We start from the raw sequence: 19883 nt of genomic DNA, 5'->3' as shown, positions 1-19883 counted from the left end.
GGGAGGGCGAATCGTGACTTCTTCGCGTCAGCCGATTGTCCTGCTGGGGTCGACCGGTTCGATTGGTACTCAAGCGTTGGATATCGTTCGCGCGAATCCGTTGCGTTTCGATATCCGAGGTCTTGCTGCTGGCGGCGGCAATATTGAGCGTCTTGCGCGCCAGGTGGTTGAGTTCGATGTTCCTGTCGTCAGTGTGGATCGCCGTGTTGGTGGCGAGCTACGCGACGCGATTCATACCATTGATTCGTCTGCGCACCCGCAGATTATCGAAGGGCCGGACGGGGCAACTCAGGTGGCTTCACTTGTTCCTGACGGAGTTGTCCTGAACGGTATCACCGGGGGAGTGGGTCTGCTTCCCACGCTGGCTGCTTTGAAGTCCGGTGCGACGCTAGCTTTGGCGAATAAGGAATCGTTGGTTGTGGGTGGCCATGTGGTGCGTAGCGCCTGTGTGCGTCCGGGTCAGATTGTGCCTGTCGACTCCGAGCATTCGGCTATCGCTCAGGCGTTGGCCAGTGGAGTTCACGAGGCCGGCCTCACTTCACCAGTGGTCACCGGCCACACTGAGGTGGCCGATCTTGTTCTGACGGCATCAGGTGGCCCGTTTAGGGGTAAGAAGCGCGCTGAACTTGCTGATATCACTCCGGAAGCTGCTCTTGCTCACCCGACGTGGAACATGGGTCCGGTTGTCACGATCAATTCCTCGACGCTGGTCAACAAGGGGCTGGAGCTGATTGAGGCTCACCTGCTGTTTGATGTGGCTCCCGAGCACATTGTGACGACTGTTCACCCGCAGTCGATCGTGCACTCAATGGTGACGTGGATTGACGGTGCAACAACGCTTCAGGCTTCGCCACCCGACATGCGTCTGCCCATCGCCCTGGGCTTGACATGGCCCGAGCGCCTGCACGACGTGGAAAAGCCTCTGACGTGGGCCGATGCGCAGAGTTGGACCTTTGAACCGGTCGATAGCGATACCTTCCCTGCCATCAATCTTGCGCGTCATGCGGTGGCCTCGTCACCGACGCACGCAGCGGTGTACAACGCTGCGAATGAAGTGTTCGTCGATGCGTTTTTAGCCAAGAAACTACCGTGGCTGGGCATTGTCGATTCTTTGACAAAGGTTGTTGAGTCTCACGATGGTATTGCAGACCCGACGTTGGATGACATTCTTGGGGTCGAAGAATGGGCGCGCGCGCAGGCGAATGCGCTGGTGAGTAGATCTTCATGAGCTACCTGGCGGGGATCTTTGCCGTTGTCGTCGGCTTTATCATCACCGTTGGTCTTCACGAGCTTGGCCACCTTGTTCCGGCGAAGAAATTCGGCGCGGTCGTCAGTGAATATGCGATCGGTTTTGGTCCGAAGATTGTGTCGCGTGAAGTCAAAGGCACGTTGGTTGTTTTTCGCGCGATTCCGCTGGGTGGTTACGTGCGTATCCTCGGCATGTTCGCCCCTGCCAAGCCGGGTCGTCGCACGCTGAATTCGAAGGGACAGCGGGATCTTGCTGAAGAAGCCCGCCACCAGAGTGCCCAAGAAATGCCCGAAGGGTGTGCACACCGTGCATTCTGGTGTCTGACGTGGTGGAAGAAAGCAATTGTTATGGCGGCTGGACCCGCGATGAATTTCTTGCTTGCGTTCCTTTTCCTCGTTATTGCGATGGTCGGCATTGGTTTCCGCACTGCCTCGTTAACGCTTGCGGATGTGTCTGCGACAATTCAGACGAATGCGGGTACCGTTGCGTCTCCGGCGTACGAGGCCGGTCTGACCGGGGGCGACACTCTCATCGCGCTTGATGGCCGGAACTTGAATGACTGGTCTGCCTTTAGAGACTCCATTACCTCGTCCAATGGACAGCCTCTTCAGGTGACCTTTGAACGCGATGGCGACCTTCATGAGGCCTCGTTATATCCGCGCAAGATGGATGACGGCACGTACGTGGTGGGCGTGACTGCCGGATATGAATATACGGCGGCCTCGATGTGGGATGCGGCCAAGGAATATCGCTACATGTTCACGGGCACGGTGGGTGCAATTACGAAGATTCCACAGTCCCTGTGGAACGTTACGATGTCGATGGTGACGGGAAGCGAACGCGATTCGTCAGGCTTGATTTCGATTGTTGGAGTGTCACGAATTGCTGGTGAGGTGACCAGCGATTCTGCGGGCAGTGGCGTCGCGGATGTGCGTTCTCAGATTGCGTTCCTTTTGAGTCTGATGGCCTCGCTGAATATGGCGTTGGCGGTTTTCAATCTGATTCCTCTGCCGCCTCTCGATGGTGGGCACATCATTGGTGCGCTCTACGAAGGCGTGCGCGGAGGAGTGGCACGCATGGGAGGAAAGCCGAATCCTGGCCCGGTCGATACCGCCCGATTATTACCGCTGACCTGGGTTGTGGGAGCATTATTGGCGGTGATGAGCATCGTGCTTGTTATCGCTGACATTGTTGATCCGCTTTCATTGCGTTGAACTGGAGTTGAAATGGCCAAGGCTGTTTTTACGAACGACTATTCCGCGACTGCTCACCCGCAGATTCTTGCCGATTTGACGGCGTTTGGAATGCAGAAGTTCCCCGGTTATGGAATGGATGCGATCTGCGATGAAGCTGAAAAGCTGATCCTCGACCAGTGCGGTATTCCCGGTGGAGCAGTCCGTTTCATGGCCGGTGGAACCCTGATTAACGATCTTGCGATCGACCTGTTTTTGCGCCCGTGGCAGTCAGTGATCGCCACCGCTGACGGTCATATTGCTACCCACGAAGCCGGTGCGATTGAAAATTCTGGGCACCGTGTTCATACGATTCCTTCGCATGATGGCCTGATGGACCCAAGTGAGCTCGAAGCGACTCTTCTTGAATGGCGCGACGGCGGTGTGCGTGAGCATGTGACTGCGCCGGGCCTGGTTTATATTTCCCAGCCCACGGAGCTTGGAACGTTGTATTCGCTCGAACGACTGACTGCGATTTCTGAGATCTGTCATTCCTTCGGCGTTGGCCTTTACGTTGATGGCGCGCGTTTGGGATATGCGATGGGGTCGTCAGCAAATGACGTGACCTTCGCTGACCTGGCAACGCTGACCGATGCGTTCTCCATTGGTGGCGCCAAGTGCGGAATGATGATGGGTGAAGCCCTCGTCCTGCCCGACGCGTCAAAGGCTGACTACTCACTGCGTGCGATGATGAAGATCCACGGCGGACTGGCGTCGAAGGGCTGGATCCTGGGCTCGCAGTTCCGCACGATGTTCGCCGACGGTCTGTACCTTCGCATTACGCGCGAGGCTACCCAGCGCGCTCAGCGGATCGAACAGGCATTCAAAGACGCCGGTTTTGAGATGCTGGTGGATTCTCCGACGAACCAGCTCTTCCCGATTCTCCCGCTTGAAATGGCTGAGGACGCGCGCGAGCGTTTTGCTATCGAAAAATGGGCGCCGGTCGCCGACACGGTGGCGGTTCGTTTCGTCATTTCGTGGTCCACCACAGATGAAGACGAAGCTGCCCTCCTTCAGTGGATTGCGACCTCGTCTGCGTGTTAACCTCCAGTAGCTCCTTAGCTGCTTGAGGACTCACATCACCCCAGTCAGTTCCGAGTTACCTTGTACCAACACCGATAACGGATGCCCGGTGTGAAGTGAAAGCGCGGGTTTCCATGTTTCTCCCTTGAATTCGCGTCCATTGAGTGAAATGCAGAGACTAAATGGTGACAGTGACATATCTTCATTAACCTTTCCCACACCTTTGCGCTAAGAAGAAACAGCCGAAGTGGGAGATAATGAGCGCGTGAGTGAAATATCTTTAGGCATCCCCGCAGTAAAGACGTCTCCGTTCCCGCGTAAGAAGACGCGGTCGATCATGGTTGGAGATGTTCGCGTTGGTGGTGGCGCCCCCGTTTCTGTCCAGTCGATGACCACAACGAAAACCCACGACATCGGTGCAACTTTGCAGCAGATTGCAGAGCTCACCGCAGCAGGGTGCGACATCGTTCGTGTCGCATGCCCGACGGATAAGGACGCTGAGGCGCTTGCGATCATCGCACAGCAATCGCGTATCCCCGTTATCGCGGATATTCACTTCAACCCGAAGTACGTGTTTGCAGCCATTGATGCGGGCTGTGGAGCTGTCCGCGTGAACCCCGGTAACATCCGCAAGTTCGACGACCAGGTGAAAGAAATCTGTAAGGCGGCATCCGACGCCGGTGTTTCTTTGCGCATTGGCGTGAATGCTGGTTCGCTGGATCCTCGTCTGCTGAAGAAGTACGGCAAGGCGACTCCCGAGGCCCTCGTTGAATCGGCAGTCTGGGAAGCGTCACTGTTCGAAGAAAATGACTTCCACGACTTCAAGATCTCCGTGAAGCACCATGATGTTCTCACCATGGTTGAGGCATACCGCCAGCTGTCGGAAAAGGGCGACTGGCCACTGCACCTCGGTGTGACCGAAGCCGGTCCCGCATTCCAAGGCACCATCAAGTCGGTGTCCGCATTCTCGGTTCTTCTTTCAGAAGGCATTGGTGACACGATCCGCGTGTCCTTGTCTGCGCCTCCGGTCGAGGAAGTCAAGGTTGGCACCAAGCTTCTTGAATACATGGGGCTTCGTGATCGCACTCTTGAAATCGTTTCATGCCCGTCATGTGGCCGCGCGCAAGTTGACGTGTGGACCTTGGCAGAAAACGTCACCGAAGGTCTCAAGGAATTGACCGTTCCGTTGCGTGTTGCCGTCATGGGGTGCGTCGTTAACGGACCTGGTGAAGCTCGCGAAGCCGACCTTGGTGTCGCGTCGGGCAACGGCAAGGGCCAGATCTTCATTCGCGGTGAAGTTGTTGACACCGTTCCCGAAGATCAGATCGTTGAAACTCTGATTGCTCGCGCACACGCGCTAGCTGAAGAAATGGGTCTGACTGAGGGGGATGGTCAAGTCGAAGTTATTCCCGTCGGTCGCTAAGAAAAGGACTTGAAAGAATGAAAAAATCACGTGCCTTCGGTCTGGGACTGCTTGCAACCGGCGCCTCACTGTACGCCACCGGTTTCCCGAAACGTCTGGGTCTGACCGCTTCAGAAGCCTTGATTTCACTTCCCGGTGATCTTCTTGTGCCCCGCGCTGACGTTCAGGTTGATCGAGCAGTTCGAATTAACGCTCCGGCTTCTACTGTCTGGTCGATCATCGAAGCTGCTCTTGAAGACGAATCCTTGCTAAAGGCTAAAGAGGAAGAATCGTGCATCATCCTGAATGCTCCCAAGCCTGGAACCGAGGGTGAAGAAATCGATCAGATGGGAACGTGCGTTCTTGCCCTGCTCGACTTGGGTAATGGTCGCACGATGCTCCATATGCGCGAACGTCACACCAGCGACGGAACCAACCTTGACAAGGCAAAGCTCTACGGATTGCTTTCCCTTGAAACCTACGGGGCGATGATGATGCTTCGCGACATCCGTAAGGCAGCTGAGTCCATCTAACGTTCTGAATCAGACGCGTGGCGCGTTCGACGGTTACACTAGAGGAACCGTCGTGGCTCGCCAAAATCGTTTGTGCTAGACGGGCTGGTCCAAAGGAGGACATATGGCGCCGTGGGCTGGCGTAGCAATGCTCGTAGTAACTGGCCTTACCATCATTGTTGGCTGGTGCTGGGTATGGGCTGGTCTCACTCGTCGTACACGCGTCGTTGCCATGGAACGATTGTTCCCGTATAGCCCCACTCCAGTTATTCCTCAGATCCAAGCGATCATTTGGCCGGCTGTGCCCGTTGTTGGGTGCCTGTGGATCGCAGTCGGTGCCTACAGTGCTCAGACCATCATCGGCCACGAGACACTGTTCGAACGCACTATTGTCATCTTCCTTTTTGCATTGGTTCCCTTGATCGCTGTCTGGATTATGTGTGGACAGAGCCTGCCAACATGGATGTACCCCGGCTGGCGAGCAGAGCACTATTACCGAACACACCCTAAAGTCGCCGAAAAAGAACTCAATGCTCGTACGGCTAGGCGCTTCGTGGGCGTGAGAGCCTGAACGTCAATGTGTGAGAAAAGAGGAGCTCGGCCTCGTCGATGACCTCAAGGTGCACACCACTGACGTGGTGCACTAATCTTGAAGGCGTGCTGAGAACTCTATCGTCATACTTTGTGCGCACTTTGCGCGAAGACCCAGCTGACGCTGAGGTCGATTCCCACAAGCTCCTTGTTCGTGCCGGCTACATCCGACGCACTGCCCCCGGTATCTACACGTGGTTGCCTCTTGGCCTGCGCGTTCTGCGCAAGGTCGAAGGCATCGTCCGTGAAGAAATGGATCGCATGGGCGCTCAGGAAGTTCACTTCCCGGGTCTGATCCCGGCAGAGCCCTACAAGGCAACGAACCGTTGGGAAGAATACGGTCCGACGCTGTTCAAGCTGAACGACCGCAAGGCGGGGGATTACCTGCTGGCTCCCACCCATGAGGAAATGTTCACCCTACTGGTGAAAGACATGTATTCCTCATACAAGGATCTGCCGACCACCCTGTACCAGATTCAGACGAAGTATCGCGACGAAGCTCGCCCGCGTGCAGGCCTGATTCGAGGTCGCGAATTCGTCATGAAGGATGCCTATTCCTTCGATCTTACCGACGAGGGCCTGGACGCTTCCTATAATGCGCAGCGCGAGACCTACCAGCGGATCTTCAATCGCCTTGGTCTTGAATTCGTCATCGTGTCCGCAATGTCGGGCGCCATGGGTGGCTCGCGTTCGGAAGAATTCCTGCACCCCAGCCCGATCGGCGAAGACACCTTCGTTCGTTCACCCGGTGGTTATGCAGCAAACGCTGAGGCAGTGACGACGTCGGCACCGGCTCCGGTCGATGCGTCCAACGTGGGTCCGGCTCGCGTTGTTCCGACCCCGGATTGTGCGACCATTGAGTCCCTCGTTGATCTGCTGAACGCACAATACCCGCGTGAAGACGGTCGTGCATGGACCTCAGCTGACACGTTGAAGAATGTTGTCGTCGTTCTGACCCAGCCTGACGGCTCGCGTGAACTGCTCGTCATTGGCCTGCCCGGTGACCGTGAGGTCGACATGAAGCGCCTCGAAGCAGCTGTCGCACCCGCCGAAGTTGAGATGGCAACCGACAAGGACTTCGAGGACCACCCCGAACTGGTCCGTGGCTACATTGGCCCGCAGGTGATCGGACCGAACTCGCCGGCACGTACAACCGACGAGGATGGGAACCCGACCGGTTCCGTCCGCTATCTTGTGGATCCTCGCGTCGTTGAGGGCACCACCTGGGTGACCGGCGCAAACCAGGATCGTCACCATGTGATCGACCTGGTTATGGGACGCGATTTTGCAGTCGACGGCACCATCGAGGCCGCCGAGGTTCGCGAAGGCGATCAGGCTCCCGACGGTTCAGGTTCGCTTCACCTCGAACGAGGCATCGAAATTGGCCACATTTTCCAGCTTGGTCGCAAGTATGCGGAGGCTCTGGGCCTGACTGTTCTCGACGAGAACGGCAAGTCCCAGGTTGTCACCATGGGCTCGTACGGCATCGGCGTTTCCCGCGTGCTCGCAGCGCTCGCTGAGTCGAACCACGATGATAAGGGTTTGGCATGGCCGGCTCAGATCGCACCGTTCGACGTGCACGTTCTGGCAACCGGTAAGGGCGATGAGCTCTTCGACACTGCCAAGGGCCTCGCTGAAGAACTCGAAGCCACCGGCATGGACGTCCTCTACGATGATCGTCGCAAGGTCTCGGCTGGCGTCAAGTTCGCTGACGCCGAGCTCATCGGTATTCCACTGGCTCTGGTTGTTGGCCGTGGCCTGAAGGATGGTCTGGTCGAGGTTCGTCAGCGCGCCACCGGTGAAAAGACCGAAATGCCACTCGCGCAGGCCGTTGAAGCTCTGAAGGCTGCTCACGCTGAGATTCTTGGAGGCAAATGATGGCAATCCGCGATATTCGCATCATCGGCGATCCGATTCTGCGCACCCAGTGCGATCCGATCACGGATATTGATGCTTCGGTGAAGCTGCTGGTCGAGGATCTGCTTGAAGGTGTTGACATGGAAGGCCGCGCAGGTCTTGCCGCCAACCAGATCGGTGTCGGTCTTCGTGCGTTCTCGTGGAACATTGACGGCGAAATCGGCTACGTCCTCAACCCGAAGATTGTGGAACTGTCGGCTGACGAATTCCAAGACGGTGATGAAGGGTGCCTGTCAGTTCCTGATCTCTGGTATCCGACCGAACGCGCGTGGTATGCGCGCGTCGAAGGCATCAACCTGGACGGTAAGACGATTGTTGTTGAAGGTGAAGAGCTGATGGCTCGTTGCCTGCAGCACGAGTGCGATCACTTGGATGGCATGATCTACATTGATCGCCTGGATCGTAAGACTCGTAAGAAGGCTTTGAGGGACATTCGTAACTCACACTTCTGATCGAGTCGTTGCAACGCCGTCGCACCCTCTTGCTATATGGTGCGACGGCGTTTACAGTTAAATTACACCGTTGTGAGATGTGGCAGTGCTAGTTGAGGGCGTAGGGGAAGACGATCCTCAAAGACTATGGAGGTCACATTGAGAGGGACATACACCCGCGGTGTACTTTTCGTGCATTCAACACCGCCCGCGCTGTGCCCACATATCGAATGGGCAGTCGGTACGGCTCTCGGTCAAGATGTGCGTCTTCAGTGGACCGCGCAAGACGCTGCTCCCGGCATGGTGCGTTGCGAGTTCTCGTGGGTCGGACCGGTCGACTCGGGGGCACGCCTCGCCTCAGCTCTGCGTGGCTGGGAACACCTGCGCTACGAGGTCACCGAAGAAGCCACGGCTTCCACGGACGGTGGTCGCTGGGCTCATACTCCATCACTCGGCATCTTCCACTCGCAGATGGACACTGTCGGAAACGTCGTCGTTCCTGAAGACCGTATTCGTGCCGCCATTGAGAGCGCCACGAATTACGAGGAATTGCGCGAAGGCCTTGATCTTGCCCTCGGACAAGCGTGGGACGATGAGCTGGAATCCTTCCGTCACGCCGGTGCCGGCGCGCCGGTTCGCTATCTGAATTCCAAGGTCGGCTAACCGGTGGGTTCGATCGCTGACCTGCTCGGGTACACGCTCAACGCTGAAGGGGAGAAGTCTGATATCTCCCCTGAAACAGGCGGTGCGATCAATGAAGCGGGGGAGGCCTCGTCCCCTAAAACTGAGCACGCGCGTGAGGTGGCGATGGATGCCATCTTGGAATTTGTCGACCTTGCCCCCGAAGATGCGCGCGGTGACCTGACGCTGAAAAAGGATCTGGATATCGATACGTTAGTCAGGTACGCGATCGTTGCACGCATTGAACACGAGTTGAAGCTATCGATTCGAGATACTGAGGTTGATGCGTGGGAGACATTGGACGATGTGCTTTCCGGTGTTGCGGGGCATGTGTAGGTGAAACTGCGTTCGAGGACCGTCTTTTTCATCTTCTTTGACTTCGGTCAAGAAAAGGTGATGAGACGGTTTTTCTTTTGTGTAGTTTCGGCAAGTCGTGGACTTTCGTCCTAGATTTGCGTCACCATAGATAGCACAGCACAGTAGTAGTGAAGCTGAGCATGCTCACAAGCATCGCTCAGCACACGTAGCCATAGACGAAGGAGTCGCAGGTGAGGGCAACGAAGCGTATCGAGGAAGACCTCTTGGGCGCACGAGAAGTTCCGCTCGAGGTTTACTGGGGTATTCACACGCTCCGCGCAATCGAGAACTATCAGATCTCCGGTTCGACAATCGCTGAGGAACCTGAATTTGTCCGTGGCATGGTTGCCGTCAAGAAAGCGTCGGCAATGGCGAATCGGAAGCTGGGGACACTGAGCGACACAATCGCCGATGCGATTATTTGGGCGTGCGACGAAATCCTGGAAGATGGGCGCTGTTTGGATCAGTTTCCGATCGACGTGTTCCAAGGTGGTGCGGGCACCAGCGTCAATATGAATACAAACGAAGTTGTCGCTAACCTTGCGCTGGAACACCTAGGGTATGCGAAGGGACGCTACGCGTACGTCAACCCGAATGATCACGTCAACAAGTCTCAGTCGACAAACGACGCCTATCCCACCGGCTTCCGCTTGGGCTTGTACAAGAAAGTCGACGATCTGGTGGATGAACTCGAGCGTTTGATCGAATCTTTCGCATCGAAGGGCTTGCAGTTCCGCGACGTCATCAAGATGGGGCGCACTCAGCTACAGGATGCCGTCCCGATGAGCCTAGGCAAAGAGTTTGAAGCATTCAGTGTGCTCTTGGGTGAAGAGATCCCGCGTCTGCGTAACAACTCGGCGCTACTGCTGGAAGTTAACCTTGGCGCGACCGCTATTGGCACTGGCCTGAATACTCCTGACGGATATCAGGACACCGTCGTTCACTGCCTGCGTGAGGTCACGGGACTGCCGATCAGGGGAGCGGACGACCTGTTGGAAGCAACCTCCGATACGGGCGCCTACGTGTCGATGCACGCCTCCATTAAACGTCTTGCGGTTAAACTATCGAAGATCTGCAATGACCTGCGACTTCTGTCGTCTGGACCTCGTGCAGGCTTGGGTGAAATTCGCTTGCCTGAACGCGCTGCCGGATCGTCGATTATGCCGGCGAAGGTGAACCCGGTGATCCCGGAGGTCGTGAACCAGGTGTGCTTCAAGGTGATGGGCAACGATGTGGCGCTGACCTTCGCGGCTGAAGCTGGCCAGTTGCAACTGAACGTCATGGAGCCGGTAATCGGCCAAACTCTGTTTGAGTCCATCAACCTGCTGGCGAACGCGATACGGACCCTGCGTGAGCTCTGCGTCATCGGCATCGAGGCAAACGAGGATGTCTGTCGTAACAATGTCCTGAACTCGATCGGTATTGTCACCTACCTTAACGAGGTGATCGGGCATGCGAACGGTGACGCGGTTGGTCGCGAGTGTGCGCGTAGTGGTCGCAACGTTCGCGAGGTTGTTCTTGAAATGGGACTTCTGGACGAGGCTGCGCTGGATGAACTGCTGAGCGTTGAAAACCTGTTGCGCCCGAAGTACCGCGACATGAGATACTACTCGGGTGGCGACCCGTCGGTCGTGGAATTGGAGGACGAAGAGTAATCGTTCATATGGCGTCGCACGCTCGGCGCATAAAAAACTGCTGGGACACTCGGGTGAGCATCCCAGCAGTTTTCGTTTGTCTTATTGACGAGGCCTGACGCGGCGACTGAGCGCCGCGTCAGGGTAGTAGTTCGTCTTAGTGTGCCTGGTCTGCAACAGAATCGATTCCGCAGTTGAACAGGTCGTAGCGCGTAATTGCCTGAGCAACGACGCTACGATCGATCTTGCCCTGATCGGCGAGAGTCTGCAGGGTGCGAACGACCAGCGACTCAGCGTCGATGTGGAAGAAGCGACGTGCCGCACGGCGAGTGTCGGAAATACCGAAGCCGTCGGCACCGAGCACACGGTACTCGCCGGGCACCCACTGGCGGATCAGATCCTGGGTCAGCGTGTCGAAGTCGGAGGTTGCGATGAATGGGCCTTCGCAACCGGCCAGTTTCTGCGTGAGGTACGCGGTGCGCGGTGCTTCCTCCGGGTGGAGGAAGTTGTGCTCGTCGGCATCCAGGCCGTCGCGTCGCAGTTCGTTCCACGAGGTAACTGACCACACGGCTGCGTCAACGCCCCAGTCTTCAGCAAGCATGCGCTTGGCGTCGCGTGCCCACGGCACACCCACGCCGGAAGCGAGTAGCTGGACCTTGTGACCCTGGCCTGAGTGATCCTCGACCTTGTAGATACCCTTCTTGATACCTTCAACGTCAACGTTCTGAGGCTCTGCAGGCTGGTGAATCGGCTCGTTGTAGACGGTGATGTAGTACATGACGTTCGGGTCACGACCATCGTTCTCACCGTACATGCGTGCCAGGCCGTCCTCCATGATGTAACGGAGTTCGTAGGCGTATGCCGGGTCGTAGGAGACGAACGCGCGGTTGGTGGAAGCCAGAACCTGTGAGTTGCCATCCATGTGCTGCAGGCCTTCGCCGGCGAGCGTGGTACGACCAGCGGTTGCACCGATGACGAAGCCTTTCGCCATCTGGTCGCCGGCAGCCCAGAACTGGTCGCCGGTGCGCTGGAAACCGAACATCGAGTAGAAGATGTAAACGGGAACCATCGGCAGGTTGTGGGTCGCGTATGCGGTGCCAACAGCCTGGAAGGCAGCGGCGGAGCCGGCCTCGGTAATGCCCGTGTGGAGAACCTGACCCTGCTCGGATTCCTTGTAGGAGAGCATCATGTCAGCGTCAACGGCCGTGTAATTCTGGCCGTGCGTGTTGAAGATCTTTGCGGACGGGAAGATCGCGTCGAGGCCGAAGGTACGGGCTTCGTCAGGAATGATCGGGACGAAGTAACGGCCAACCTGCTTGTCCTTGAAGAGGTCCTTGAACAGGCGAACGAGTGCCATGGTTGTTGCGACCTCGAGTGGGCCGGAGCCCTTCGACAGCCCCTCGAACGGCTTGGTCGGCAACGGTGGTAGCTTCGGCTGACGGTCGTCACGACGCTCGGGAACCCAACCGCCAAGCTTCTCGCGACGCTCCTTCATGTAGAGGAGTGCCGGATCGTCCTCAGACGGCTTGTAGTACGGAGGCATGTAGGGATCGCGTTCGAGCTCTGCGTCCGTGATCGGAATCTGTAGACGATCTCGTAGCTGCTTCGCATCTTCCAGCGTCAGCTTCTTCATCTGGTGGGTTGAGTTACGGCCTGCGAAGTGCGAACCAAGAGCGTAGCCCTTAATGGTATGCGCCAGAATGACGGTCGGTTGGCCGGTGTGCTCCATCGCTGCCTTGTACGCGGCGTAGACCTTGCGGTAGTCGTGGCCACCGCGCTGCAGTGCCCAGATCTGGTCGTCGGTCCAGTTCTGAACCATGGCCTTGGTGCGCGGGTCGCGACCGAAGAAGTGCTCGCGAACGTATGCGCCGTCGTTGGCCTTGAAGGTCTGGTAGTCGCCGTCGAGCGTGTCGTTCATGACGTGGACAAGAGCGTCGTCCTTGTCGGAGGCGAGCAGCTGATCCCAGCCGCGGCCCCAGATGACCTTGATGACGTTCCAGCCGGCGCCCTTGAAGAAGGCTTCCAGTTCCTGGATGATCTTGCCGTTACCGCGGACCGGGCCGTCGAGGCGCTGCAGGTTGCAGTTGACGACGAAGGTCAGGTTGTCGAGGCCCTGCTGGGCGGCAAGCTGGAGCATGCCACGCGATTCGGGCTCGTCCATTTCACCGTCACCGATGAATGCCCAGGTGTGTTGTTGCGACGTGTCCTTGATGCCACGTAGGTGCAGGTAGCGGTCGAACCATGCCTGATAGATGGCTTCTGCCGGGCCGAGGCCCAGCGAAACGGTCGGGAACTCCCAGAAGTCGGGGAGCTGGCGCGGGTGCGGGTACGAGGGCAGACCGTGTTCGGTCGATGCCTGCTGACGGAAGCCGTCCATTTCTTCTTCGGAAAGACGACCTTCGACGAACGCACGTGCGTAGGGACCCGGAGAGGCGTGGCCTTGGAAGAAGACGTGGTCGCCACCGCCCGGGTGATCCTTACCGCGGAAGAAGTGGTTTAAACCAACTTCGTACAGGGTGGCAACGGATGCGTAGGACGAGATGTGTCCGCCGACCTTGACGCCGGGGCGCTGTGCGCGCGTCACCTGGACGGCTGCGTTCCAGCGGATCCAACGGCGGTACTGGCGCTCCATGGCCTCGTCACCGGGGAAGTAGGGCTCTTCGTGCACCGGGATGGTGTTGACGTAAGGAGTCGTGTATTCCTGCGGAACATGGACGCCCTGGTGGCGTGCCTGATCCAGCATGTGAAGCAGGATGTAGCGGGCGCGCGGACCACCCTTTTCGTCGATCAATCCGGACAGCGACTCAATCCATTCGGCGGTCTCTGCCGGATCGTTGTCCGGAACCTGGCTAATCAGGCCGTTAACAACGGGATGGTTTTCGCTCAAGTGACTCACGAATCCCCTCTGGTATTGCTTAGCTTTTACGGTGGTGCACGGCTTCGTGCCCTCGTTCCTATTGTCCACTGTTCGGGCTCTTCATGCGACCCCTACAGGGACTTCTGACCCATGAGTAATGCCTCATTATTGCACGCTGGGCCATCGGGAAGATGTGCCCGACCTTTCCGCTGGTCTTCACGGCGTGGACAAATGGAGTTTCAGCAGTGATGTGCAATACGATAAAAGGGTGTTAGATACTTCAGCGCTCCGTGCGCTCACGCCGAAGGGTGGTTGTTCATCATGGCGGTGAGCCTCGGTTTCACACTGGGACAGATTGTTCAAGAGTTTTACGTCGACGATGACGCTGACCAGCAGATTCGCGTCTCCATTGAATCCGAGACGGGCGAACAGCTCGTCGACGAGGACTACGGAGATGTCGTTGACGGTGCCATCGTGTGGTGGCGTGCAGATGATGCTGAAGAAGATGACCTTGCCGACCTTCTGGTTGACGCTCTGTCGAACCTTGATGACGGTGGTCTGATCTGGGTCTTCATCCCGAAGCCGGGTCGTGCGGGAACCGTTCCTGTTGCTGATGTTGAAGAAGCTGCGAAGGTTGCGGGATTGCATTCCACGTCCGCTGCCTCGGTTGGTAATGACTGGGCGGGTATTCGTTTGACGGCTCGTCCTCGGGGTCGTTGATTTAGTCTCAAAAAGCCACTGGGATTCGCGCGAGAAACGCAAGCCCAGTATGCTTTCGACTGTTCCCGTAAGTCTACGGGCAATGGGCCTGTAGCTCAGTTGGTCAGAGCGCTGCGTTTACACCGCAGATGTCGTCGGTTCGAATCCGGCCGGGCCCACTTTTTGTACCCACGGGCTTTCCCCTTTGCGTTTTGTCGTCGAGACTCCCGCGAACCTTGTGAATAAGCCCTCAAGGTCAGCGCTTGTAGCGCGCCCACTTCAGGATCAGAACGTTGAAAACTCCCGGTATCAGCGCGAAGACTCAAATGTATTTCCATGCGTTGAGGTCGTGCTACAGGAAAGCTCGACGTCCATCCCGAAGAAATCGGTGATGACAGTGCCGATTGTCAGCAGGATCGACACGATCGTCGAAATCGACAATTTGTCGTTGCGGTTGTTGTTCAACACGGCCGAGCGGTGAGCAAAATTGATGACGATGCCGTCACCCATCAAGGGAGGTCAGAGGGGAGTCACCTGCTGCGCCTGACACATCGAATGAGTTGAAACGAAAGCCACGCGGATGTGGATACTTCGCATCTAGTCAGTTGCTGTCTTTTACTAGCGCGCAACGTAATCGAGAACCTTCACGGACCCAAATAAATGGGCACGGTCAGCTTTCTGTTCGTTGTTGTGATTTGAATTGCCGATGAAAGGCGGATTCATTAAGACACGTTGTTGATATGAAGTGACGCGACACCTCCGGTTGCCCAAGGTGGATGCAAGCGCGCGTCGGGTGGGTGCGTGGTTAGATTTCGCCACGATCAAGGTAATCGCCGAGGGCTTTTCCGTCCGCGCGGCCCTCAAGCAGGAGCAGGTCCAAGCCGAGCTGCGGTCGCTTCTCGATCTTCGTTCCGGTAGTCGTAATCTGCGCTATGAGTGCCTCCATCGTGTGCCTGAAGTACCAGGATAAGTTGGCTCAGACATCCCCGGCCTGGAGGCGGGGCCGGGATATGGAAATGCCATTGTGACGTGGGGTGGTCTACCCCTGGGAATGCCCAGGCTTTGATCTTGGTACCATTATTGAAGGCGAAAACCATGGGCTTGAAAGAATGGGCTCACAACTTATGCCACAGCGGTGACTCCTTGGTGAACGTCCACTATGGCTTGGAACCAGTCAACCCGGTTTCCCCATCGTTGGTGGCTATGTTGCAGTTCTTCTGTGACGATGTTGAGAAGTACTCGCTTGCCGAGTATGAGGAGTACTGGAAATCGCGCGGTCTGGCGTCGCCGAGTAGCATGTGCGCCCGCCTCGGAAGTTGGAACGACGTGAAGGCTCGCGTGCGCCAGTTCATGTGTTACGCCGTCGCACCGGATGGCACGTGGGAGTGGGGTGAAGCTGTGCTCGCCGTCTACCGTGAGCACCATCCCCGCTGTGGTGTCCAATGAAATTGCGTTAGATGCGCTCCGCGAGGCGGCGGCACGTACGACGGGGCCATTGAGTGTCGCACTCTTATGAGAAGCGTCATGCCCCTATGCATCCGAGTGTGGCTACGGTGCAGTCGTGCTGTGGCTTCTGGATCGATGCGCTACATGACGCAGGGCTGGGGGCGCATGTCTACTCGAGCTCGGCTTAATGGAATGGACGAGAAGGCACGAAGGATATCCAAACAGCTAAGGGGCTGTTAGCGGATTGAGTTCTACTCGCGGGCTGTTTGACACCGATGGTTTCGAACGTGATGGCGGTGCTTGTGCCTGCTGAGCCGGCCAGAGGATTGGCCTGAAGATTTGCCCTTTCTTTGAGGCAAAGAATGGAAGTACATACAACAAAGACACGAATCACATCGGCGTTTTAGCGGCGAAGATACAGATAGGTAATCTGCCTTAGATTTGTGATCAGTTAGCTAGGGGGGTTCTTAATTGCAGATTAAGTCCAAGATGATAGTGAGCCGGATTGAGAAGAACTTGACTATTTCTAAAAGCATGATCTGGTCGCTGCAATACCATCGTCTTCAGGCACTCTTATTCACCATGATGTGAAGTTAGCTGACCACCTGTATGAACTGTTCAAACAGGTCGGCTAGCCTTGGAGGCTACCTAGACGAATGTTTTGCTGATCTTGAAAGGATTTACCTGCGTAAGTAGCTACACTCTTCTACTTGTCGCCTGGGCGGTTCTTGTAGCTGACCCTTATCGTGGGTGCGTGTTTTGGGGCAGTGGCTTGAAACTGAATTGTTTAGTGCCCGCATCGTTGACTTCGGTGGCGCTGACGCCGTAGACCTCGCGGATAAGTTGTGGCGTCAGGATTTCTGCTGGGTTGCCTTTGGTGTGCAGGTGTCCGTTTTTGAGGATGATCGTGTTGTCGCAGTACCGTGCAACAAGGTTCAGGTCGTGCAGGATAATGACAGCAGTGTCGCTGACTTTTCTGATGACACTGAGAATTTGGTGTTGGTATTTGACATCGAGGTGGTTGGTGGGCTCATCAAGAAGGATGCATTTGCACTGCTGAGCGAGTGAGCGGGCGATGAGGACGCGTTGGCGTTCGCCTCCAGAAAGGGTGTGAACGTATCGGTCTTGGGAGTAGGTCATCCCGACAGCGTCAAGGGATTCACGGGCAATTTCGTAGTCGGTGGCGTTGTAGCCTTGAATGTCTTTGCGGTGAGGTGCTCGACCAAGTAGCACGATGTCGATGACGCGGGTTTGGTCCATGTCTTGTTCGAATTGGGAAACAACCGCGATGCGTCTGGCAATTTGGCCTGAGCTGAGTGTGCTTAGCGGTTCGCCATTGATGACGATTCTCCCCTCGGATAGTTTTTGCGCAGCGAACAGGGCTCTCATGAGGGTGGTTTTTCCGGAGCCGTTAGGTCCAGCAATTCCAAGGATTTGTCCTTGGGGTACCTCAAAAGAGACGTTGGTGAGGACTTGGGTGTCTCCAAACCGAACGCTAGCGTTTTCTATTGTGAGGGGAGAATCGCTCATCGGTTTATTCTCCTAATTCCTTCAACTGCTCAGCTAAATTAAGGGCGCCGTAGATTGCCGTGGGTGAAGCGTAGGCGGCGGCTGATTCGGCGTAGATGATGTTGCCGTTCTTCACGGCTTTCATGTCGTTGTAGCCGGGAATCTTCGCGAGGCGTTCCAGCGAGCTTTCTTGTGTTGCCCCGCCCATGCCGGTGAGCACGATGATGACATCGGGGTCTGATTTCACGAAGGCTTCGGGGGCAATGGGGCCTTGGTGGGGGTGGTAGTTCGGATCGATAGCGGTTTCTAGGTTGAGGGCTTTATTGATTTCTCCCACTACACCCTGGTTGCCGTAGCTGAACAGCTCGGGATCTTCTCCGTAGTAGTAGGCGTAAGAAACTTTGCGCCCTTGACCGATTTTTTCGTTGCTGACTTGTTCAAGTTTGGCTTTTAGGTCAGCAACCGTGGCGTCGGCTTTTTCTGACGTGCCCATGAGCTGGCCGAGCTGGGTCACTTCTGCCAAGATCGCGTCGAAGGACTCATTTTCTGGTTGATCCGGGTAGAAGTAGGCGCATTCTGGCGCGTCAACGATCGCAGGAATGCCTTTAGCTGCGACTGCCTCGGGGCTGGAGTTTTCAGAACTAAACCCGCCACCGTAGACCAAGTCAGGCTCCAGTTTCAAAAGAGCTTCCATTGAGATGGATTCGTCGGAGAGCACGTCGATGCTATCGGCTTTTGAACCAATCCATGCCGGCGGTTCTTCGCCCCATTCGTTGGCCCGGCCAATGATGGAGTCCTGTGCGCCGGCTGCGAACAGGTAAGCCAAGCCGGTTACACCCATCGAAACGGCTTTCTTCGGGTGCTCGTTGAAGGTAGTTTCTACCCCGCAGTTATTGATGGTAATAGCTGCGTTTTCAGCGTTGTTGTTGGGCTCGTCAGTTTCTGAGCAGGCGGTAAGCGCGCCGGCGACGAGCATAACGCCGAGAGTTCCAGCGATGAATTGTTTCTTCATCATCACAGGTTTTCCTTTCTGTTTTCTATTTGGAATATCTCTTGATCAGGGCCATTAGCATTGGTGTTCCTACAAGCGCGGTCAAGATTCCGATAGGTATTTCGGCGGGCCTGATTATGATGCGAGTGCAGGTGTCTGCTATGACAACAAGGAGTGCGCCACACAAGGCAGCAGTGGGTAGTGCAGCCCGCGTTGTGGATCCAACGAGTTGTTTGGCGATGTGGGGGACCACGAGGCCAACGAATCCGATCGCTCCGGTGAGGGACACAAGGACGGCAACGGTTAAGGCTACGACGAGGAATAGAAGGTTCCGGTAGAGGCGGGGGCTTGTTCCCAGCGAGATTGCTGTGTCGTCACCAAGGTTAAGTATGTCCACCCTCCTTCCCCACATTGTGAAGCAGGCGAGAGCAATAATGACGACGGTGGCGGCAAGCGTGGTGTCAGCCCAAGTGGCATTGGATAGCGAGCCGAGCGTCCAAAACATGACCGATTTAGTGCCGGCAGCGTTTTTTGCCATGAGCGTGATCAGGCTGGTCAGTGCTGAAAACAAGTAGGTGGTTGCCATGCCCGCAAAAATGATACGCGTGGGCGTGATTTTCCCACCGGCCGAGGCCAGAAGGGTGACGAGGATGATGGCCGCTAATGCGCCAAGAAAAGCCCCGATGGTGACGCCCAATGCGGATAGTACAGTGCTGGAGGCTCCCAAGACGATGACGGCAGCCGCACCCGCGGAAGCGCCCGACGAGATGCCGAGGATGTAGGGGTCTCCTAGCGGGTTGCGCAAAAGTGATTGGGTGATGAGGCCACATACGCCAAGCCCAGCACCAACTGTGGCTCCAAGAACAGCGCGGGGGAATCGGACCTGCTCGATGATTTGGGTATCAACGTCGTTGGTTGGCGTGTTCAGTAGTGTGGTTTTGATGCCTTCAAGCGCTACTGATAGTGAGATGTCGGTAGCTCCTACGATTACTGCAACGACAAAGGTGCATATCAGCAAGATGGATAACGCGGTGACTAGGGCAAGGCGTTGGTATCGCTTCGTTAGCATGGTGCGTACATGTCCTTCATATTCGCGCTAGCTGTCGTAACGTAACCCCCATAGATTTGCGTGGCCAGAGCAGTTTCCCAGCCAAGGTGGAGCAGGTTTTCAGCAGGTAAGCGGATCTTTCCGAGGAGCTGGACAGTGTCCGCATATACGTGAATGCGCTGCAAAATCCGCGTGTTCACAAGCCCTCCTGGTTGGCGTAGTAAAGCTGTGCGCTCTTGTCATGGTCGGAAAAACATGCCAAACTTCACTTAGGTAAGGCTAATCTAAGTATAATTTGGTGTCT

General features: G+C 56.4%; 20 protein-coding genes and 1 tRNA gene. 14 read left to right on the top strand and 7 right to left on the bottom strand.

The window, feature by feature from the left end; all coding sequences use genetic code 11:
• Positions 1 to 13: 13 nt before the first annotated feature.
• From dxr to aspA, 11 genes are all read left to right on the top strand, one after another.
• A complete protein-coding gene (gene dxr, locus QP503_RS05800) occupies positions 14 to 1228 on the top strand; it encodes a 1-deoxy-D-xylulose-5-phosphate reductoisomerase (protein WP_219585177.1) in 1215 nt (404 codons plus the stop codon).
• Positions 1225 to 2463: a M50 family metallopeptidase gene (locus QP503_RS05795; protein ID WP_285069702.1), complete on the top strand. Its 1239-nt coding sequence runs from the start codon at positions 1225 to 1227 to the stop codon at positions 2461 to 2463. The genes dxr and QP503_RS05795 overlap by 4 nt, the downstream gene beginning before the upstream one ends.
• Before the next feature lie 12 nt (positions 2464 to 2475).
• Positions 2476 to 3525 carry a threonine aldolase family protein gene (locus tag QP503_RS05790; RefSeq protein ID WP_285067335.1) on the top strand — a complete coding sequence of 350 codons (1050 nt, stop codon included), beginning with the start codon at positions 2476 to 2478 and terminating at the stop codon, positions 3523 to 3525.
• Positions 3526 to 3751: 226 nt separating this feature from the next.
• On the top strand, positions 3752 to 4927 hold the full coding sequence (ispG, locus tag QP503_RS05785; protein ID WP_006681161.1) for a flavodoxin-dependent (E)-4-hydroxy-3-methylbut-2-enyl-diphosphate synthase: 1176 nt from the start codon (positions 3752 to 3754) through the stop codon (positions 4925 to 4927).
• Positions 4928 to 4944: 17 nt separating this feature from the next.
• Positions 4945 to 5439, top strand: coding sequence for a hypothetical protein (locus tag QP503_RS05780; RefSeq protein WP_006681160.1), 495 nt, complete (start codon positions 4945 to 4947; stop codon positions 5437 to 5439).
• 103 nt (positions 5440 to 5542) lie between these two features.
• Positions 5543 to 5989 (top strand): hypothetical protein, encoded by a 447-nt coding sequence (locus tag QP503_RS05775; protein WP_006681159.1) that lies wholly within the window; start codon positions 5543 to 5545, stop codon positions 5987 to 5989.
• 86 nt (positions 5990 to 6075) lie between these two features.
• Positions 6076 to 7887, top strand: coding sequence for a proline--tRNA ligase (locus QP503_RS05770; RefSeq protein ID WP_179369699.1), 1812 nt, complete (start codon positions 6076 to 6078; stop codon positions 7885 to 7887).
• The gene (gene def, locus QP503_RS05765; protein WP_006681157.1) at positions 7887 to 8378 is read left to right on the top strand and encodes a peptide deformylase; all 492 of its coding nucleotides are present in this window, start codon (positions 7887 to 7889) and stop codon (positions 8376 to 8378) included. The genes QP503_RS05770 and def overlap by 1 nt, the downstream gene beginning before the upstream one ends.
• A 138-nt stretch (positions 8379 to 8516) precedes the next feature.
• A complete protein-coding gene (locus QP503_RS05760; RefSeq protein ID WP_006681156.1) occupies positions 8517 to 9020 on the top strand; it encodes a DUF3145 domain-containing protein in 504 nt (167 codons plus the stop codon).
• A 3-nt stretch (positions 9021 to 9023) separates the two neighbouring features.
• Positions 9024 to 9374, top strand: a complete 351-nt coding sequence (locus tag QP503_RS05755) for an acyl carrier protein (protein WP_103631866.1) — start codon at positions 9024 to 9026, stop codon at positions 9372 to 9374.
• A 212-nt stretch (positions 9375 to 9586) separates the two neighbouring features.
• On the top strand, positions 9587 to 11050 hold the full coding sequence (aspA, locus tag QP503_RS05750) for an aspartate ammonia-lyase (RefSeq protein WP_103631864.1): 1464 nt from the start codon (positions 9587 to 9589) through the stop codon (positions 11048 to 11050).
• 136 nt (positions 11051 to 11186) lie between these two features.
• Here the strand turns inward: aspA and aceE are convergent, their stop codons facing one another.
• Entirely contained in the window at positions 11187 to 13925 is a 2739-nt protein-coding gene (aceE, locus tag QP503_RS05745) for a pyruvate dehydrogenase (acetyl-transferring), homodimeric type (RefSeq protein WP_285101400.1), read from the bottom strand.
• A 282-nt stretch (positions 13926 to 14207) separates the two neighbouring features.
• On the opposite strand from aceE, the gene QP503_RS05740 reads away from it, so the two are divergent.
• Positions 14208 to 14606 (top strand): DUF3052 domain-containing protein, encoded by a 399-nt coding sequence (locus QP503_RS05740; RefSeq protein ID WP_103631863.1) that lies wholly within the window; start codon positions 14208 to 14210, stop codon positions 14604 to 14606.
• An 84-nt stretch (positions 14607 to 14690) separates the two neighbouring features.
• A tRNA-Val gene (locus QP503_RS05735) sits at positions 14691 to 14764 on the top strand.
• 130 nt (positions 14765 to 14894) lie between these two features.
• Here the strand turns inward: QP503_RS05735 and QP503_RS05730 are convergent.
• Both QP503_RS05730 and QP503_RS05725 read right to left on the bottom strand, forming a co-directional pair.
• Positions 14895 to 15095: a hypothetical protein gene (locus QP503_RS05730; protein ID WP_103631860.1), complete on the bottom strand. Its 201-nt coding sequence runs from the start codon at positions 15093 to 15095 to the stop codon at positions 14895 to 14897.
• A 295-nt stretch (positions 15096 to 15390) separates the two neighbouring features.
• Complete coding sequence (locus tag QP503_RS05725) at positions 15391 to 15531, bottom strand: hypothetical protein (protein WP_181002084.1); 141 nt, start codon at positions 15529 to 15531, stop codon at positions 15391 to 15393.
• 149 nt (positions 15532 to 15680) lie between these two features.
• Here QP503_RS05725 and QP503_RS05720 point away from each other — a divergent pair, with 149 nt between their 5' ends.
• Positions 15681 to 16031, top strand: coding sequence for a hypothetical protein (locus QP503_RS05720; RefSeq protein WP_103631858.1), 351 nt, complete (start codon positions 15681 to 15683; stop codon positions 16029 to 16031).
• 741 nt (positions 16032 to 16772) lie between these two features.
• On the opposite strand, the gene QP503_RS05715 is transcribed toward QP503_RS05720, so the two are convergent.
• The 4 genes from QP503_RS05715 to QP503_RS05700 are packed head-to-tail and all read right to left on the bottom strand — an operon-like array spanning position 16773 to position 19779.
• Positions 16773 to 17561: an ABC transporter ATP-binding protein gene (locus QP503_RS05715; RefSeq protein ID WP_103631856.1), complete on the bottom strand. Its 789-nt coding sequence runs from the start codon at positions 17559 to 17561 to the stop codon at positions 16773 to 16775.
• A gap of 4 nt (positions 17562 to 17565) precedes the next feature.
• A complete protein-coding gene (locus QP503_RS05710) occupies positions 17566 to 18555 on the bottom strand; it encodes an ABC transporter substrate-binding protein (RefSeq protein WP_103632048.1) in 990 nt (329 codons plus the stop codon).
• 22 nt (positions 18556 to 18577) lie between these two features.
• Entirely contained in the window at positions 18578 to 19600 is a 1023-nt protein-coding gene (locus tag QP503_RS05705; protein ID WP_103631854.1) for a FecCD family ABC transporter permease, read from the bottom strand.
• The gene (locus QP503_RS05700) at positions 19594 to 19779 is read right to left on the bottom strand and encodes a hypothetical protein (protein ID WP_103631852.1); all 186 of its coding nucleotides are present in this window, start codon (positions 19777 to 19779) and stop codon (positions 19594 to 19596) included. The genes QP503_RS05705 and QP503_RS05700 overlap by 7 nt, the downstream gene beginning before the upstream one ends.
• Positions 19780 to 19883: the final 104 nt, after the last annotated feature.

Source organism: Pauljensenia sp. UMB0895, assembly GCF_030218905.1.
Classification (GTDB): Bacteria; Actinomycetota; Actinomycetes; order Actinomycetales; family Actinomycetaceae; genus Pauljensenia; species Pauljensenia turicensis_A.
Note: the sequence above shows the minus strand (reverse complement) of the source record. Positions and strands in the feature narration are given on the sequence as shown.

Coding starts and splice junctions, on each gene's coding strand:
- QP503_RS05780 (WP_006681160.1), top strand. CDS start 4,945: ATGAAAAAATCACGTGCCTTCGGTCTGGGACTGCTTGCAACCGGCGCC.
- QP503_RS05725 (WP_181002084.1), bottom strand. CDS start 15,531: ATGGAGGCACTCATAGCGCAGATTACGACTACCGGAACGAAGATCGAG.
- QP503_RS05740 (WP_103631863.1), top strand. CDS start 14,208: ATGGCGGTGAGCCTCGGTTTCACACTGGGACAGATTGTTCAAGAGTTT.
- QP503_RS05715 (WP_103631856.1), bottom strand. CDS start 17,561: ATGAGCGATTCTCCCCTCACAATAGAAAACGCTAGCGTTCGGTTTGGA.
- QP503_RS05705 (WP_103631854.1), bottom strand. CDS start 19,600: ATGCTAACGAAGCGATACCAACGCCTTGCCCTAGTCACCGCGTTATCC.
- QP503_RS05795 (WP_285069702.1), top strand. CDS start 1,225: ATGAGCTACCTGGCGGGGATCTTTGCCGTTGTCGTCGGCTTTATCATC.
- QP503_RS05720 (WP_103631858.1), top strand. CDS start 15,681: ATGGGCTTGAAAGAATGGGCTCACAACTTATGCCACAGCGGTGACTCC.
- QP503_RS05790 (WP_285067335.1), top strand. CDS start 2,476: ATGGCCAAGGCTGTTTTTACGAACGACTATTCCGCGACTGCTCACCCG.
- QP503_RS05710 (WP_103632048.1), bottom strand. CDS start 18,555: ATGATGAAGAAACAATTCATCGCTGGAACTCTCGGCGTTATGCTCGTC.
- def (WP_006681157.1), top strand. CDS start 7,887: ATGGCAATCCGCGATATTCGCATCATCGGCGATCCGATTCTGCGCACC.
- QP503_RS05730 (WP_103631860.1), bottom strand. CDS start 15,095: ATGGGTGACGGCATCGTCATCAATTTTGCTCACCGCTCGGCCGTGTTG.
- QP503_RS05775 (WP_006681159.1), top strand. CDS start 5,543: ATGGCGCCGTGGGCTGGCGTAGCAATGCTCGTAGTAACTGGCCTTACC.